Below are 15,132 nucleotides of genomic sequence, written 5' to 3'. Positions count from 1 at the left end.
CCAGTCTAGAGCGCGTACTTCGGTGTCAGAGCGCAGAGTTGAAGATCGGTGCCTGAACCGAGCGACCGGATTCCGTCGGCAGCACGCGGCCGAGCTTGGCGGCCGCCGAGGCGCTGCGGACGTCGATCTGGGCGAGCGGGACCCGGCGGGCCTTGACCGTGCTGGTCGAGGGGGTTGCGGAAGTGTTCACGACACCGTCCTTGGGGAAGCCATGTGGAATGGGCATGTGAATGACAACAGCGACATGCTGGTGTCAAGCGTGGACTTTACTCGTCCACACCCCAATGGCAACTGAGGCATGACGCCTGGTCAAGCGTTCCATGGCAGCCGCGGTGTATTTCCCGGGGTCCGGTATTCGTCCGTTTGCCGGACGGCAAGATCCATTTCTTTTTCCGTGGGGTGCCTTGAGCCAGGCACAGGGTGCGTTCAGCCTCGGCCACGATGTGTTTCGCGATCTTGTGATTGGTGTCCTGCCGACTCCGGCATTCGAACAGCGATCTCTCGTTCGGAGTGTGGGCAACCCGGTGCTTCACGCCCGGTCTTCGGACCAACTGCGAGGTTTGATCGACTCGTTGGATCAGGCGGGCTGCTGTTCGCCCAGGGGCGGCGCCGGCAGCTCCCGCAGCAGCCAGGTCAGTACGTCGGGCAGCGCACGCAGCGCCGCGAAGTGCGCGGCGGCCGGGTCGATGGTGGTGGTGGCCCCCGGGATCCGGCGGGCCAGCCAACGGGAGTGGCCCACGGGGGAGAACACGTCCAGCTCCCCGTGCCAGATCAGCACCGGGCAGCGGATGTCGGCCGGGTCGAAGCCCCAGGGGCTGCTGAAGGCGAGGGCGTCGTCGATCCAGCCGTACGCGGAAGTGCGGACCCCCTCGCGGTAGTTGCGCAGCAGCATCGCCCGAAGACCCGCGTCCGCGACGATCATGCGGTCGCTTTCGGTGAGCTCGCGGCGCAGTTCGTCCAGCAGCCGGCCGGGGTCCTTGGCGATCCCGGCGGCGCGCGGGATCAGCCGGGCGGCCAGCTCCTCGGGGTCGGTGGAGGCGGTGGTGTACTCCTGCACGTTCGAATCGGCCATCCCGGCGAACCAGTCCAGGTCCTCCGCGTCGCGGGGGGCGAGGGGGACCAGGGCCGCGGTGCGGGTGACCCGGTCCGGGAGCAGGGCGGCGCAGGCCAGGGCGCCGGGGGCGCCGCCGGAGCGGCCCGCCACGGCGAAGGTGTCCAGCCCCATGGCGTCGGCGATCGAGGCCACGTCCTGGGCCACGTCGGCGACGGTGCGGCCGGGGTGGCGGTCGGAGCCGCCGTAGCCGGGCCGGTCGTAGGCGATGAGCTGCATCCGGCGCTGATAGAGGACCATGCCCCGGGGGGCGGGTCCCAGCCGGCTGCCGGGGGTGCCGTGGAGCAGAAAGACAGGTCTTCCGTCCGGGTCGCCCCAGCGCTCCACCGTCAGAGCGCGTCCGTCCGCGGCGCGCACCTGATTGCGCACGCGCTCCCTCCCTCACCCTCGACGCGAGTCTCACGGTGATTGTGCGCGCTGGGGGAGGAGTGCGGTAGGGCGCACTCCTCGGGAAATTCTCCCGCCCGTTGTCCGCCCCGGGGCGGGGCCTCGATGTGCGGCGCATGCGTCTACTCGGGCATCCACACCCGCTCCGCCGGCGAGGCGGGCGTCACCCTCGGCAAGGCGGTCGGCCGGCACGCCCTGCGGGGCGCCGACCGGTTCCTGGACCCGCGCGGCCAGGGCGCCTAGCGCCGCGGCCGGGTGTTCACCGCCCGGCCGTTCCCTCCGCGGCCACCGCGTCACCGGGGTCACCGGGGCCGTCGGGGAGCCCGGTGCCCACCGCGGCACCCTGGCGGCCCCGGCGGAAGACCGCGCAGGCCACGGTGACGGCCGAGCCGAGGACCGCCCAGCCGGACAGCACCAGCATGGCCCCGGCCGCGTCGTTGCCGCTGAAGTACGTGATCGAGCGCGCGGCATACGTCCCCGCACCCGGTGGCAGGGCCGGCCCGATGGCCCGCCAGAACGGCGGCAGCAGCGGGTACGGGTAGGCGCCGCCGGCGCTCGGGTTGCCGAGGACGACCACCAGCAGGATCGCCAGGCCGATGCCGACCACGCCCGCCAGGCCCTGGAAGGCCAGGGTGATCGCGCCGACGGCGAAGACGACCAGGGTGCCCAGGCCCCACAGACCCATGACGCTGCCGGGCAGTGCGCCCAGGATCGGGCCCGCGATGACCGTGCCGAGCAGCCCGGCGACGATCGCGTAGGCGAGCAGCGCGCCGAGCCGGATGACGGCGCGGTGGGCGTTCGCGGGCCGGGCGCCGGCGCTGATCGCGAGGATCGCGGCGCACAGGTAGCCGCCCACGCACCAGCCGACGACCAGGTAGAAGGAGCTCAGGCCGCGCGCGTCGCCCGCGGCGGCCGGGGCCACGTCGGTGATCTGGACGGTGCGGCCCTGGGCCTGTTCGGCCCGCGTGACGATCTCGGCGACGGCCTGCGAGAGCGAGGCCCCGGCGCCGCCGGCGACCAGCAGCCGGTCGGTCTTGCCGGCCGGCCGGATGATCAGCGCGCCGTCCACGTCCCGGTTCCTGACCTGTGCGAGCGCCGCCGCTTCGTCCTTGACCGCGTGGGGGTCGAGCGGCTTGCCGGGCAGGGCGCCGAGCTGCTTCGCGGACTGCTCGGCGATCGGCGCGGCCGGGGCGGTCACGGCGAGCGGGATCTCGCTCGGCTTGGGGTGGTGGAAGGCCCCGATGTACGAGGTGATGAAGGCGAGCTGCAGTGCCAGTACGCCCAGGACCAGGAGGGCAGCCCGGATGGACACGGCGTCCTTGACCTCGGCGAGGAAACCGGCGGACGGACCGGAGGCGGCTGCGTTGGCGGGCTGGGTCACGTCTCGCTGGGTCATGCCTCACACGCTCGGCGTATCGGGGGTGGGGCGCAGCAGGGGCGGGCCGAATGGATGACGGGCCGGCGACGAGATGGATGATCGAACAAGTGTTTCGCACGGGTATTCGAATTGCTCTATGGTGGAGAGCAGGGGGAGGTTGAAGAAGTCTGGGGAGCATCGAGCGAAGCAGGAGGCCGCGGATGCCTGGTTTTACGCATCTGCACACCGTTTCGGGGTTCTCCATGCGCTACGGAGGCTCGCACCCGGAACGGCTGGCGGAGCGCGCCGCCGAGCGGGGCATGGACGCCCTCGCCCTGACCGACCGCGACACCCTCGCGGGCGCGGTGCGGTTCGCGAAGGCGTGCGGGGCGGCGGGCATCCGGCCACTGTTCGGGGTCGACCTGGGCGTGTCGCCCGCCGGTCCGCCCGCGGAGGGCCCGGCCGGGTCGCGTACGGGAAACGGCGCGGGCATCCGTACGGGAACCCAGGCGGCCGGGCCCGGCGGTGCGGAGGCCTCCTCCCGGCGGCGGACCCCCGTCAAGGGCGGGGCCTTCATCGACGAGTCGGCCCCGCGGGCCGTCTTCCTGGCCCGGGACGGCGCCGCCGGCTGGGCCGAGCTGTGCCGGATGGTCACCGCCGCCCACGCGGGCCCCGCCGACGGGGTTTCCGCGTGGGCCGGCGGGACCGCGGCTCCCTCGGGGGGCCCCGGCGCACGGCAGGGCGGGCAGCCGCTGCTGCCCTGGAACGCCCTGCGCGGCGACGGCGTGTTCGTGCTGCTCGGGCCCGGGTCCGAGGTGGGGCGGGCCCTCGCCGCGGGACGCCCCGACCGGGCGGCGCGGCTGCTCGCGCCCTGGCGGGAGATCTACGGCGACGCCCTGCGCCTGGAGGCCGTCCACCACGGCCGCACCGGCACCGGGCCCGGCTCGCTGCGCCTGGCCGCCCGCACCGTCGGCTTCGCCGCCGAACAGGGCGTCCGGGCCGTGCTCACCAACGCCGTCCGGTACGCCGACCCCGGCCAGGGCCCGGTCGCCGACGTCCTCGACGCGGCCCGCCGGCTGGTCCCCATCGACCCCCGCAACTCCGGACGGCCGCTGGACAGCGGGGAGCGCTGGCTCAAGGGCCCGGCCGCCATGGCCGAGGCCGCCGACCGGATCGCCCAGGCGGCCGGCCTGCGCCCCGCCGACGCCCGCCGGCTGCTCGCGGAGACCCGGCGTACGGCGGAAGCCTGCGCGGTGGACCCCGAGGACGACCTCGGCATCGGCTCCGTGCACTTCCCCGAGGCCCACCTCGTCGGCGCCGCCCACCGCACCGCCCAGCGGGTCCTGGCCTCCCGTGCCTCCGCGGGCATGGTGCTGCGCGGCTACGCCGACGACCGCGCGTACTGGGAGCGGATGCACCAGGAGCTCGACATCATCGCCTACCACGGCTTCGCCTCGTATTTCCTGACGGTCGCTCAAGTGGTGGACGACGTACGGGAGATGGGCATCCGGGTGACCGCCCGCGGCTCCGGCGCCGGCTCGCTCGTCAACCACCTCCTCGGCATCGCGCACGCCGACCCCGTCGCGCACGGCCTGCTGATGGAGCGCTTCCTGTCCAAGCGCCGCCATGTGCTGCCCGACATCGACATCGACGTGGAGTCCGCCCGCCGGCTGGAGGTCTACCGGCGGATCATCGACCGGTTCGGCACCGAACGCGTCGCCACCGTCTCCATGCCCGAGACCTACCGCGTCCGGCACGCCGTCCGCGACGTGGGCGCCGCCCTGTCCATGGACCCGGCCACCGTCGACCGGCTCGCCAAGGCCTTCCCGCACATCCGGGCCCGCGACGCCCGCGCCGCGCTGGAGGAACTGCCCGAACTGCGCGGCGTACACGGCGACGGACAGGGGGAGTCGTACGGACGGCTGTGGGAGCTCGTCGAGGCGCTGGACGCGCTGCCGCGCGGGATCGCCATGCACCCGTGCGGGGTGCTGCTCTCCGACGCCTCGCTGCTCGCCCGCACCCCCGTGGTGCCCACCAGCGGCGAGGGGTTCCCGATGTCCCAGTTCGACAAGGACGACGTGGAGGACCTCGGACTGCTCAAGCTCGACGTGCTGGGCGTACGGATGCAGTCCGCGATGGCGCACGCTGTCGCGGAACTCCGGCGGACCACGGGGCGGGAGCTGGACCTGGACGACCCGGCGCAGGTGCCGCCGGGCGACGAGGCGACGTACGAGCTGATCCGCTCGGCCGAGACGCTGGGCTGCTTCCAGATCGAGTCCCCCGGCCAGCGCGACCTGGTGGGGCGGCTCCAGCCGGCCACCTTCCACGACCTGGTCGTCGACATCTCGCTGTTCCGGCCGGGGCCGGTGGCCGCCGATATGGTGCGGCCCTTCATCGAGGCCCGGCACGGGCGGGCCCCGGTCCGCTTCCCGCACCCGGACCTGGCGGAGGCGCTGCGCGAGACGTACGGGGTGGTGGTCTTCCACGAGCAGATCATCGAGATCGTGCACGTCATGACCGGCTGTGGCCGGGACGAGGCGGACCGGGTGCGGCGCGGGCTGTCCGACCCGGAGTCGCAGGGCCGGATCAAGGTCTGGTTCGCGGCGATGGCGGGCGCGCGCGGCTATTCGCCGGAGGTGATCGGCCGGACCTGGGAGATCGTCGAGGCCTTCGGCTCGTACGGCTTCTGCAAGGCGCACGCGGTGGCCTTCGCCGTGCCGACGTACCAGTCGGCCTGGCTCAAGGCGCACCACCCGGCGGCCTTCTACGCCGGGCTGCTCACCCACGACCCGGGGATGTACCCCAAGCGGCTGCTGCTGGCGGACGCGCGGCGGCGGGGCGTGCCGGTGCTGCCGCTGGATGTGAACCGATCGGCGGTCGCCCACCACATCGAACTGGTGTCCGATGTGCCTCCGGTGTGGGGGCTGAGGCTCGCCCTGGCCGATGTCCACGGGATCAGCGAGGCGGAGGCGGGCCGGATCGAGGCCGGCCAGCCGTACGCCTCCCTGCGCGACTTCTGGGACCGGGCGCACCCGGGGCGGGCGGTGGCCGAACGGCTCGCGCATGTCGGGGCGTTGGACGCCTTCGGGGCCAACCGGCGGGACCTGCTGCTTCACTTGACCGAGCTGCACGGGGCCCAGCGGGCCACCGGGATCCGGGGCGGCTCCCAACTCCCCCTGGGCGGAGGGCGGTCCACGGCTGCCGTCGGGCTGCCCGACCTGACCGACGCCGAGCGGCTCAGCGCCGAGCTGGGCGTCCTCGGCATGGACGCCTCGCGGCACCTGATGGGCGACCACCACGCCTTCCTGGCCGAGCTGGGCGTGATCCCGGCGCGCCGGCTGCGGGAGGCCGAGCACGGGCAGACGGTGCTGGTCGCGGGCGCCAAGGCGGCCACCCAGACCCCGCCGATCCGGTCCGGGAGGCGGGTCATCTTCACGACCCTGGACGACGGGACCGGGCTGGTCGACCTGGCCTTCTTCGACGACAGCCACGAGGCGTGCGCGCACACCGTCTTCCACTCCTTCCTGCTGCTGGTGCGGGGAGTGGTGCAGCGGCGTGGCCCGCAGAGCCTGAGCGTGGTCGGCGCGGCGGCCTGGAACCTGGCGGAGCTGGTGGAACTGCGGGCGGCGGGCGGCGTGGACGCCGTCGCGGCCCGGCTGTCGGAGCCCATGGCGGGTGCGGGTGCGGGTGCGGGTGCGGGCTCCGGTTCCGGTTCCGGCTCCGGTACCGCTGTGGACTCCGGCCGTCGGATCCACCTCCCGACGGGCTACGAGATGAACCCCTGGGCCGATCTCCAGCCCGCCGGTGACCGTGCCGCGACCGGCCGGAAGCTGTGGCACTCCAGCCCCGGGAGCGCGGGATGACCGCCGGCGTCCTGCACATCCGGTGCGCCCCGGCCCTGCCCGAGGAGGGCTACCGCGAGGTCCTGGACCTCCTGCGGGAGTTCTCCCCGCTCGTCCAGGCCCTCCCGCCGCGCGCGGCTTTGGTCCAAGTCCGGGGTGCCCAGCGCTACTTCGGCGTGGACGCCGGACGCATCGCGGAAGTGGTCCGGCTGCGCGCGGTGGCCCGGCTGGGCACGGACCTCCGGATCGGCGTCGCCGGCACCTGGGCGGTCGCGTCGATGGCCTCCGCGCGGATCCCGGGGCCCGGCGGCATCCTGGCCGTCCCCGACGACGCGGACGCGGTGGCCCGCTTCCTCGGGCCGCTGCCGGTGGAGGCGCTGTACGGGCTCGGCCCCCGCCAGGCCGAGGCGCTGCGCCGGTACGGGCTGCACACGGTCGGCGCGCTCACCGAGGTCCCGCCCGGGGTCGTCGAGCGGATCCTGGGCCGCCGGGCCGGCCGGCTGGTCGCGGAGCGCGCCCGCGGGACCGACCCGCGCCAGGTCACCCCGAAGGACCTGCCCGCCTCGGCCGCCGTCCGGATCCGGTTCACCCGGGAGGAGCTGGACGGCCCGCACGCCCGGGCCGCGCTGCTCGGCCTAGTGGTCCGGCTGGGCGCGACCCTGCGCGGCCGCCGCCAGGCCGCCCGGTCCCTGTCCCTGACCCTGCAGTTCGCGGGCGGCACCCGCTGGGAGAAGACCCGGCGGCTGCCGGAGCCCTCCGCGCACGACGAGGACCTGCGGACCATGGCGTACCGCCTGATGGACGCGGCCGGGCTGCAACGGGCCCGGCTGACCGGCATGGTGCTCCGCGCGGAGGACCTGACCGGCGCCGAGCGGGTGGCCCGGCAGATCTCGCTGGACCCGGTCCGGGAATCCCGCCTGACGGTGGAGGCGGCCGTCGACCGCGCCAACGCCCGCTTCGGCCCGGGCACGGTCCGCCCGGCGGCCACCTTCAGCAGGGCCTCGTAGCGGCGCCGGTCGGGTAGCGTGCGTCAGATGAGCTGGCGGAGACCCACATACAAAACGGTGGACGGGGAGCGGATAGACGGCGTCTGGTGCCACATCTGGCGGCGCCGCGCATTCGACGGTGAGTACAGCCTCGAGGACCTGTTCGTCTACGCGGACGGCGCGATCCAGTGCGGGTTTCCCAGTGTGGATCCCCTCGACCTGGCCGGCCTGGAGAAGCTGCTGGCCTCGGGCGAGGTCGCGGTGACCGAACCGGGGGCGCCGACCTGGGACTTCAAGCCCTCGAAATGGCTCTCCCGCAACGGATGGCCACTGACCCCGGACGGCTTCCTCCTCGAAGTCGCCGACCAGATCGAGAAGTTGAACGGCCGGCCTACATCGAACGACCGCTGCTGGGAGGCCGTCCGCCGCTACCGGCAGGACCCGGCCGAGCCGTCCCGCGAGGCGCTGCGGGAGGCCTACCTGCGGATTCCCCCGCACGAGCGGAACTTCGCCCTCGGCGACATGGACCTCCAGGACCGCCCCCTGCGCGTCCTGGTCACCGACATCGGCGAACCTGTCGACGGCGACGGCCCGGTGGTCACGGAGGAGATGCGCCAGTGGGCGCGGGACTACTTCGACCGCGTGCATCAAGGAGCAGCGGACTGGGAGGAGCGCAAGAGCTCCGTCCTGTACGCCGGGTCGCAGCCGACCGGGGCGAACAGCACCTCGTCGTCCGGGGTGACGGTGCCCACGTAGACCACGTCGGCCAGGCCCCAGCCGGTCATCCACGGCACCCGCCCGGCCAGCCGCCACCCGCCCCGGTTCGTATGCGATCAACCCGTACGCACCGCACGCCGCGAGCGCGTCAAGCTGCGTACGCGGCACGCCCGTCTCGGCGGTCTCCTCCACGTGCGGCCGCAGGGTGCGCACCGCGACCTCGATGACGGCGGCCACCAGCGGCTCGGCCGCCAGGCCGGGCGGGGTGGCCAGTGCGGTTCCGGCGCCGGGAGCCCTCTGCGTGCGGCCGTTGTTCTCGGCGGGGTTCTCGGGCGGGACCGGAGCAGCGCTCAACACGCGATTTTTTACCGACGCGTAACTTCCAAGTCTTGCTACCCGCCCGTAATTTAACGGCAGCAGCACCCCTTGTGATCCGGATCACGGGAAGACCCCCACGCATTTCCCCTTGACCAGCAAGGAGATCACTCGATGCTGCCCTGGAGACGCCTGATCCGCCCATTGGCCGTCCTCACCCTCGCCGCCGCCGCCCTCGTCGCGCCCGCCAGCGCCGCGCAGGCCGCGACCGCCCCCAGCAGCGGCTGGAACAACTGGTCCTGCAAACCCTCCGCGGCGCACCCGCGCCCCGTCGTACTCGTCCACGGCACCTTCGGGAACTCCGTGGACAACTGGCTCGGCCTCGCGCCGTACCTCGTCCACCGCGGGTACTGCGTCTACTCCCTCGACTACGGCCAACTGCCCGGAGTTCCCCTGTTCAACGGGCTCGGGCCGATCGGCAAGTCGGCCGGCCAGCTCGACGTCTTCGTCGACAAGGTGCTGGCCTCCACCGGGGCGGCCAAGACCGACATCATCGGCCACTCCCAGGGCGGCATGATGCCGCACTACTACCTCAAGTTCCTGGGCGGCGCCGACAAGGTCAACGCGCTGGTCGGGCTGGCCCCCGACAACCACGGGACCACCCTGCTCGGCCTCACCCAGCTGCTCCCGTTCTTCCCCGGCGCCGAGGACCTGATCAGCTCCGCGACCCCGGGGCTGGCCGACCAGATCGCCGGATCCCCCTTCATCACCAAGCTGAACGCGGGCGGCGACACCGTGCCCGGAGTGAAGTACACGGTGATCGCGACGAAGTACGACGAGGTGGTCACGCCGTACCAGAGCCAGTTCCTGGACGGGCCGAACGTACGCAACGTCGTGCTCCAGGACCTGTGCCTGCTGGACTTGTCCGAGCACGTCGCCATCGGCCTGACCGACCGGATCGCCTGGCACGAGGCGCTCAACGCCCTCGACCCGGCGCACGCCGAACGGACCACCTGCGCGTCGGTCTTCGACTGACGAAGCGACGCACGAGCGGTCCGTTCTTCCCGAATGGCGCTTCCCGGCTAGCGGCCGTGGCGGCCCGTCGTCGTCCGGCGGCGGGCCAGGCCGAACAGCACGGCCGCACCGGCGGCCATGGCGCCGGCCCCGGCGATCGCGATCGCCGGGGTGGCGCTGCTGCCGCCCGTCTCCGCGAGGTTGCTGCCCGCGGGGGACTGGGACGGGGCCTGGGCCTGGGACGGCGTCGACGACTGGACCGGCGTGGCGGCGGCGCTGCCGTTCGTCTTCGGGTCGTTGTCGCCGTGTCCGCCGTGCTCCACGGAGGACTTGCCGGCGCCGGCGGCGATCTGCTGGTCCGTCGGGGCCTGCGGACCGGCCGACGGCTGCGCCGCCGAGGGCGCGGAGCTCGGCTTGGTCCCCGTACCGCTGTTGCCGGTGCCGGTGCCGGTGCCGGTGCCGCTGCCGCTGCCGCCGTTGTCCTTCCCGAACACCACGTCCGAGCAGGTGTAGAAGGCCTCCGGGCTGTCCGAACGCTGCCAGATGCTGTAGATCAGGTGGCGGCCGGTCTTGTTCGGGACGGTGCCGGTGAAGACGTAGTCCCCGTTCTGCATACCCGGGTCGGTGGCCTTCGCGAACGGCGCGGGCTCCAGGTCCGACCACTTCAGCGGCTTCGACGGGTCGTACCCGTCCTTCGTCACGTACAGCTCGAAGGAACCCCTGTGCGGAGCGGTCCCCTTGTACCGGAAGGTGTGCGCGCCGCTCTTCATCGAGCTCGCCGGCCAGTCGGCGCGGGCCAGGTCGAGGCCCTTGTACTTGCTGTTGCCCGCGGAACACAACTGCCCGTCCGGAATCAGGGACTTGCTCTGGCCGGCGGCGTTGGCGATGTTCACCGCGTTCCAGTCGTAGAACGCCTGCGCCCCGCTCGCAGCGACGGCCGTCTTGCACGCCGCCGACTTCGGGGCCTCGGGACCCTCCGCGTAGCAGGCCGCCACCCGGCTGACCGGGTCCGTCATCGAGCCGTGGGCGGCCGCCGGGGCGGCGGCGTACGCGGCCACCGCGAGCGGGGCGAGGGCGACGGCGGCGATACGGGTCACGGCGCGGGGTGCGGGCATGGGTGGATCTCCTTCGAGGCACGGCACAGCAGGCGGCGCAAGTCGGGTGTGGCCAGCGGAAACCGGGCTGTGCGGCGCCGCCCCCCGTGGGCATCGGCGCCACCACAGCCCCTCCCTGACCCCGCCAAGCTAGCCGCCCACCTCCCGCTTTTCGCCGCCTCGGGGCCCCACGAGCTGATCCTTAGGGTCCGCTTAAGGCAGGGGTAAGCGCCCCCTCAGAATGAGGCCGGTTCAGGCGAGGAGGGCGGGGAGGCCGGGCGCCGTTCTGGCCTGGCGGTCCAGGACGTCGAGGGCGCGGACGGCCTCGGCGGCGGCCTCCGGGTCGGTCTCGGCGAGGCCGCTCTCGGCGAACTCGTCCTCGTCCAGCCGCAGTACGGAGGTTCTGTCCGCCGACACCCACAGGTCGAGGTCGAGGTCCTCGACCAGGATCTCTCCGTCGCGCACGACGGCCGGGCGCGTGACGTCGCAGTACCAGCCCTTGAGGACGCCCTCGCCGGTGCGCACCTCCTTGACCGCGTACCAGCGGCTGCGCCAGAAGTGCTCGGTGAACACGTCGCCCGGCTCGAAGCGCACGAACCCGAAGTCCCGGACGCCGTCGGCGGCCCAGGGGGCGCGTACGGAGATCCGGTCGCCGGTGTCGGCGACCAGCACGGCCGGGTAGCGGATCTTGGTTCGGCCGGCCTTGGTCAGGGCGACGCTCACCTGTCCGGCGTCGGTCTTGCTCACTGTGCGGTCTCCATTTCGCTGTTCCAGATGGTGGCGAGCCAGTCCTCGTAGTCCTCTGTCGTCGAGATACGCCGACACGTCGCCGGGTCACGGCGTCGACGCTAGGCGCGGTGGTGTGCGGACGCCTCCGAATTAACGGCGGATGGGGGAGAATCGGCCGCGTGACCTCGACGAATCTGAAGATCCGGATTGACGGCTCGGCCGGTGCGGCCGCCCCGTACGAGCAGCTGCGCGCCCAGATCGCGGAGGGGGCGCGGGCCGGCCGGCTGCCGGTCGGGTTCAAACTGCCGACCGTGCGGGGCCTCGCGGAGGAGCTGGGGCTGGCAGCGAACACCGTCGCGAAGGCGTACCGGGCCCTGGAGGGCGACGGGGTGATCGAGACGCGGGGGCGCAACGGCACGTTCGTCGCGGCGGTCGGCGATTCCGCCGCGCGGGAGGCCGCCGCTGCCGCGCAGGCCTACGCGGAGAGGGCGCACCGGCTGGGACTGACCTTCGACGAGGCCACGGCGGCCGCCCTGGACGGCCTCCGCGCGCGGTACGGCAAGTAGCGGTACGGCAAGTAGCGGTACGGCAGACACGCGGAACGGCACATATGCGGTACGGCAAGCAGCGGTACGGCGCATAGCGTCGGGCTCGGTCACGCCCCGTCGGGACCGGTCAGGCCTTGTGCGGTCGGAGTACTGACTTGAGGTGGTGCTGCATGGGCTGCCCGACCGCCTCCATCTCCTGGACGATCGTCAGCTCGCCCTCCTCGAAGGTGTACCGGCGCCGCATCGCGGTCACCTCCTTGGCCCGGGGGGTCACCGACACGTTCTGGGTCGCGATCTCGATCTCCGTACCGGACACCTGGCCGACGTAGGTCTCCACGATTCCGGTCGGGTGGGCCAGCACGACCTCGAGGGAGGCGTCGGGCATGACCCGCCACCACCCGACCTCCCGCCCCGAGGGGCGCAGGGCCGCCCCGGACTCGTCGACCAGCCACGCGCGTGACTCGTAGCGCAGGAACGGCCTGCCGTCGTGGCTGAAGGTGATCTCCTGCTCGTACCGGAACCCGTGCTCCAGGGTCGGGTACTCGCCGCTCCCCTGGCCGTGCCAGCGCCCCAGCAGGTGCAGTACCGGCCGCAGCTGCGGGTGCGGCTCGGGGCCCTCGCCGAGGGTGTGGCTGTCGGGGTACGGATTCTCCTGCGCGGGATCGAGCACGCTGCACCTCTCCTGTTCGTGTGTCCCCCGCGGAAGCGTTCACGGTCGACGGGGGCCTTCTCCACGGCCCCATTGTCGTCGGCGCGCGGGTCCGGCCGGTGAAAGCCCCGCTGACAGCGCCGCAGGCAGTCGCGTCTGCAGTCTCGTCGGCAGTCCTGGTGACAGGCCTGGTGACAGGCCTGCGACTGCGGCCCGCGCCCTACAAGTACAGGCCCGCCTCCGTGCCCTGCCCCTGCGGAGGCAGCAGCGCCGCCGGGCCCGTTCCGCGGCGCAGGGCGAAGAGTTCGGCCAGGGTGGCGCCCTCGCGGGAGACGCCCTCGTCCGTGCCCAGCCAGTCCACCGCCTCGCCGTGGGTCAGCCGGCCGACCTCGATGCGGGCCAGGCAACGGCCCGGGCGGACCACCGCCGGGTGCAGACGCTCCAGGTCCTCGTTGGTGGTGACCCCGACCAGGACGTTGCGGCCCTGGCCCAGCAGCCCGTCCGTCAGGTTCAGCAGCCGGGACAGCGCCTGGCCGGCCGTGTGGCGGGCCTCGCCGCGGATCAGCTCGTCGCAGTCCTCCAGCAGCAGCAGCCGCCAGCGCCCCTTCGCGGTGCCCTCGTCCTCGCCGATCGCGATGTCCATCAGGTAGCCCACGTCGTTGAACAGCCGCTCCGGGTCCAGTACGCAGTCCACCTGGCACCAGTCCCGCCACGACCGGGCCAGCGTGCGCAGGGCCGAGGTCTTGCCCGTGCCCGGCGGGCCGTGCAGCAGGAGCAGGCGCCCGGCGATGTCGTCCGGGGTCACCTTCATCAGCCGGTCCATCGCCCCGGCCACCGGAGCGGTGTAGTTGGACCGCACCTCCGCCCAGGTCCCGGCCGCGATCTGGCGCGTCGTCCGGTACGGGCCGCGGCGCGGGGAGACGTACCAGAAGCCCATCGTGACGTTCTCCGGCTGCGGTTCGGGCTCGTCCTGCGCCCCGTCCGTGGCCTCGCCGAGCACGGTGGAGGCGAGCTCGTCGCTGATCGCCGTCACCGTGACGTCCGCGCCCCGGCTCCAGCGCGAGACGAGCATGGTCCAGCCCTCGCCCTCGGCGAGCGTGGCGCTGCGATCGCTGTCGCGCGCCGAGCGCAATACGGTCGCCTCGCGCGGCAGCAGGGTCACATCCGCCTTCACCCGCTCGATCGTGACGCTCTGCGAGTACGGCTGCTCGCCGGACGCGAACCGGCCGAGGAACAGCGCGTCTACGACGTCCGACGGTGAGTCGCTGTCGTCGATGGTGAGACGGATCGGCAGCGCGTCATGCGGGTTGGCTGGCATGGCGCCCATGATCCGGCACGAAGTGCCCTCATGCACCCGTGTTTCGCCGGATCGGGTGCCCAAGTTCCCTCTTCAAACACATCGCGAGTGAAGATTCGGGCCGCAACTCCGCCCTGAATAATCTTGGCATGAACACTTCCAACATGTCTCGGCTGCTTGTACCACGGACTCAGGAGTAACCCCCACAAGGAGCCGCACACATGAGCATGAGAATGTCGCGCTTCGCAGCCTTGACCTCCTCCCTCTTACTCGCCGCGGGCGCCGCGCTGTTCGGCGCGGGCCAGGCGTCCGCCGCCGCCCAGGCGGACTTCGGTTACGTCGCCCTCGGCGACTCGTATTCCTCCGGCGTCGGCGCCGGCAACTACGACAGCGCGAGCGGCGACTGCAAACGCACCAGCCGCGCCTACCCGGCCCTCTGGGCCGCCGCCCACTCCCCGCAGAGCTTCTCCTTCACCGCGTGCTCGGGTGCCCGTACGGGTGATGTCCTCGCCAGCCAGCTCGCCCCGCTGAACTCGGGCACCGACCTCGTCAGCATCACCATCGGCGGCAATGACGCGGGATTCTCCGACGTCATGACTACCTGTGTGCTCCAGTCCGAATCCACCTGCGTCAGCCGGGTCAACGAGGCCAAGGCCTACGTCGACTCCACCCTCCCCGGCAAACTCGACCAGGTCTACAGCGCCATCGACAGCCGCTCGCCCAACGCCCGTGTCGTCGTACTCGGCTATCCCCGCTTCTACAAGCTGAACGGCACCTGCGTCACCGGACTGACCGAGGGGGAGCGCTCCGCCATCAACGGCGCCGCCGACTACCTCAACGCCGCCATCGCCAAACGCGCCGCCGACCACGGGTTCGCCTTCGCCTCGGCCGTCGGCGCCTTCACCGGCCACGAGATCTGCTCCGGCAGCGCCTGGCTGCACAGCCTCAACTGGCTCAACATCGGGGAGTCGTACCACCCCACCGCCACCGGGCAGTCCAGTGGCTACCTGCCGGTGTTCACCAGCGCCGCCTGATCCGGAAGAGGTCGCAGGTCACCGGGGCGCGCTAGTGCTGCTCCGCGTTAGT

General features: G+C 72.7%; 14 protein-coding genes. 7 read left to right on the top strand and 7 right to left on the bottom strand.

Annotated features, from left to right (window positions below; all coding sequences use genetic code 11):
• Positions 1-25 precede the first annotated feature (25 nt).
• Positions 26-190 carry an FxSxx-COOH cyclophane-containing RiPP peptide gene (gene fxsA, locus J7I97_RS32160; RefSeq protein WP_308363674.1) on the bottom strand — a complete coding sequence of 55 codons (165 nt, stop codon included), beginning with the start codon at positions 188-190 and terminating at the stop codon, positions 26-28.
• A 387-nt stretch (positions 191-577) separates the two neighbouring features.
• On the bottom strand, positions 578-1,480 hold the full coding sequence (locus tag J7I97_RS32155) for an alpha/beta fold hydrolase (protein WP_214942162.1): 903 nt from the start codon (positions 1,478-1,480) through the stop codon (positions 578-580).
• Positions 1,481-1,603: 123 nt separating this feature from the next.
• On the opposite strand from J7I97_RS32155, the gene J7I97_RS32150 reads away from it, so the two are divergent.
• Entirely contained in the window at positions 1,604-1,741 is a 138-nt protein-coding gene (locus J7I97_RS32150) for a hypothetical protein (RefSeq protein ID WP_214942159.1), read from the top strand.
• Positions 1,742-1,757: 16 nt separating this feature from the next.
• Here the strand turns inward: J7I97_RS32150 and J7I97_RS32145 are convergent, their stop codons facing one another.
• Positions 1,758-2,894 (bottom strand): DUF3533 domain-containing protein, encoded by a 1,137-nt coding sequence (locus tag J7I97_RS32145; protein WP_214942156.1) that lies wholly within the window; start codon positions 2,892-2,894, stop codon positions 1,758-1,760.
• Positions 2,895-3,076: 182 nt separating this feature from the next.
• On the opposite strand from J7I97_RS32145, the gene J7I97_RS32140 reads away from it, so the two are divergent.
• The 4 genes from J7I97_RS32140 to J7I97_RS32125 all read left to right on the top strand — a co-directional run bounded on the left by J7I97_RS32140 (position 3,077) and on the right by J7I97_RS32125 (position 9,750).
• A complete protein-coding gene (locus J7I97_RS32140; protein ID WP_214942154.1) occupies positions 3,077-6,718 on the top strand; it encodes a DNA polymerase III subunit alpha in 3,642 nt (1,213 codons plus the stop codon).
• Positions 6,715-7,704, top strand: coding sequence for a hypothetical protein (locus tag J7I97_RS32135; RefSeq protein ID WP_214942152.1), 990 nt, complete (start codon positions 6,715-6,717; stop codon positions 7,702-7,704). Before J7I97_RS32140 ends, J7I97_RS32135 begins: the two co-directional genes overlap by 4 nt.
• Positions 7,705-7,731: 27 nt before the next feature.
• The gene (locus tag J7I97_RS32130; protein WP_214942150.1) at positions 7,732-8,439 is read left to right on the top strand and encodes a hypothetical protein; all 708 of its coding nucleotides are present in this window, start codon (positions 7,732-7,734) and stop codon (positions 8,437-8,439) included.
• A gap of 450 nt (positions 8,440-8,889) precedes the next feature.
• Positions 8,890-9,750, top strand: coding sequence for a triacylglycerol lipase (locus tag J7I97_RS32125; RefSeq protein WP_214942148.1), 861 nt, complete (start codon positions 8,890-8,892; stop codon positions 9,748-9,750).
• Between the two features lie 47 nt (positions 9,751-9,797).
• On the opposite strand, the gene J7I97_RS32120 is transcribed toward J7I97_RS32125, so the two are convergent.
• Together J7I97_RS32120 and J7I97_RS32115 are read right to left on the bottom strand one after the other, a co-directional pair.
• Positions 9,798-10,844, bottom strand: coding sequence for a lytic polysaccharide monooxygenase (locus J7I97_RS32120; RefSeq protein WP_214942146.1), 1,047 nt, complete (start codon positions 10,842-10,844; stop codon positions 9,798-9,800).
• A gap of 231 nt (positions 10,845-11,075) precedes the next feature.
• A complete protein-coding gene (locus J7I97_RS32115; RefSeq protein WP_214942144.1) occupies positions 11,076-11,570 on the bottom strand; it encodes a DUF402 domain-containing protein in 495 nt (164 codons plus the stop codon).
• A 161-nt stretch (positions 11,571-11,731) separates the two neighbouring features.
• On the opposite strand from J7I97_RS32115, the gene J7I97_RS32110 reads away from it, so the two are divergent.
• Positions 11,732-12,118: a GntR family transcriptional regulator gene (locus J7I97_RS32110; protein ID WP_214942141.1), complete on the top strand. Its 387-nt coding sequence runs from the start codon at positions 11,732-11,734 to the stop codon at positions 12,116-12,118.
• Positions 12,119-12,227: 109 nt separating this feature from the next.
• Here J7I97_RS32110 and J7I97_RS32105 read toward each other — a convergent pair whose 3' ends face one another.
• Both J7I97_RS32105 and J7I97_RS32100 read right to left on the bottom strand, forming a co-directional pair.
• Positions 12,228-12,770 (bottom strand): FABP family protein, encoded by a 543-nt coding sequence (locus J7I97_RS32105; protein WP_214942138.1) that lies wholly within the window; start codon positions 12,768-12,770, stop codon positions 12,228-12,230.
• A 199-nt stretch (positions 12,771-12,969) separates the two neighbouring features.
• The gene (locus J7I97_RS32100; RefSeq protein WP_214942136.1) at positions 12,970-14,067 is read right to left on the bottom strand and encodes a DUF5925 domain-containing protein; all 1,098 of its coding nucleotides are present in this window, start codon (positions 14,065-14,067) and stop codon (positions 12,970-12,972) included.
• A 206-nt stretch (positions 14,068-14,273) separates the two neighbouring features.
• On the opposite strand from J7I97_RS32100, the gene J7I97_RS32095 reads away from it, so the two are divergent.
• Positions 14,274-15,080 (top strand): SGNH/GDSL hydrolase family protein, encoded by an 807-nt coding sequence (locus tag J7I97_RS32095; protein ID WP_214942221.1) that lies wholly within the window; start codon positions 14,274-14,276, stop codon positions 15,078-15,080.
• The last annotated feature ends 52 nt before the right edge of the window (positions 15,081-15,132 follow it).

It is taken from the genome of Streptomyces sp. ISL-87 (assembly GCF_018614095.1).
Taxonomy (GTDB): domain Bacteria; phylum Actinomycetota; class Actinomycetes; order Streptomycetales; family Streptomycetaceae; genus Streptomyces.
This window is presented reverse-complemented; position numbering and strand designations above follow the sequence as displayed.

Bases quoted from the DNA above. Each gene is read 5' to 3' on its own strand.
- J7I97_RS32130 (WP_214942150.1), top strand. From the start codon at position 7,732: ATGAGCTGGCGGAGACCCACATACAAAACGGTGGACGGGGAGCGGATA.
- J7I97_RS32140 (WP_214942154.1), top strand. From the start codon at position 3,077: ATGCCTGGTTTTACGCATCTGCACACCGTTTCGGGGTTCTCCATGCGC.
- J7I97_RS32120 (WP_214942146.1), bottom strand. From the start codon at position 10,844: ATGCCCGCACCCCGCGCCGTGACCCGTATCGCCGCCGTCGCCCTCGCC.
- J7I97_RS32125 (WP_214942148.1), top strand. From the start codon at position 8,890: ATGCTGCCCTGGAGACGCCTGATCCGCCCATTGGCCGTCCTCACCCTC.
- J7I97_RS32145 (WP_214942156.1), bottom strand. From the start codon at position 2,894: ATGACCCAGCGAGACGTGACCCAGCCCGCCAACGCAGCCGCCTCCGGT.
- J7I97_RS32135 (WP_214942152.1), top strand. From the start codon at position 6,715: ATGACCGCCGGCGTCCTGCACATCCGGTGCGCCCCGGCCCTGCCCGAG.
- J7I97_RS32150 (WP_214942159.1), top strand. From the start codon at position 1,604: ATGTGCGGCGCATGCGTCTACTCGGGCATCCACACCCGCTCCGCCGGC.
- J7I97_RS32100 (WP_214942136.1), bottom strand. From the start codon at position 14,067: ATGCCAGCCAACCCGCATGACGCGCTGCCGATCCGTCTCACCATCGAC.
- J7I97_RS32095 (WP_214942221.1), top strand. From the start codon at position 14,274: ATGAGAATGTCGCGCTTCGCAGCCTTGACCTCCTCCCTCTTACTCGCC.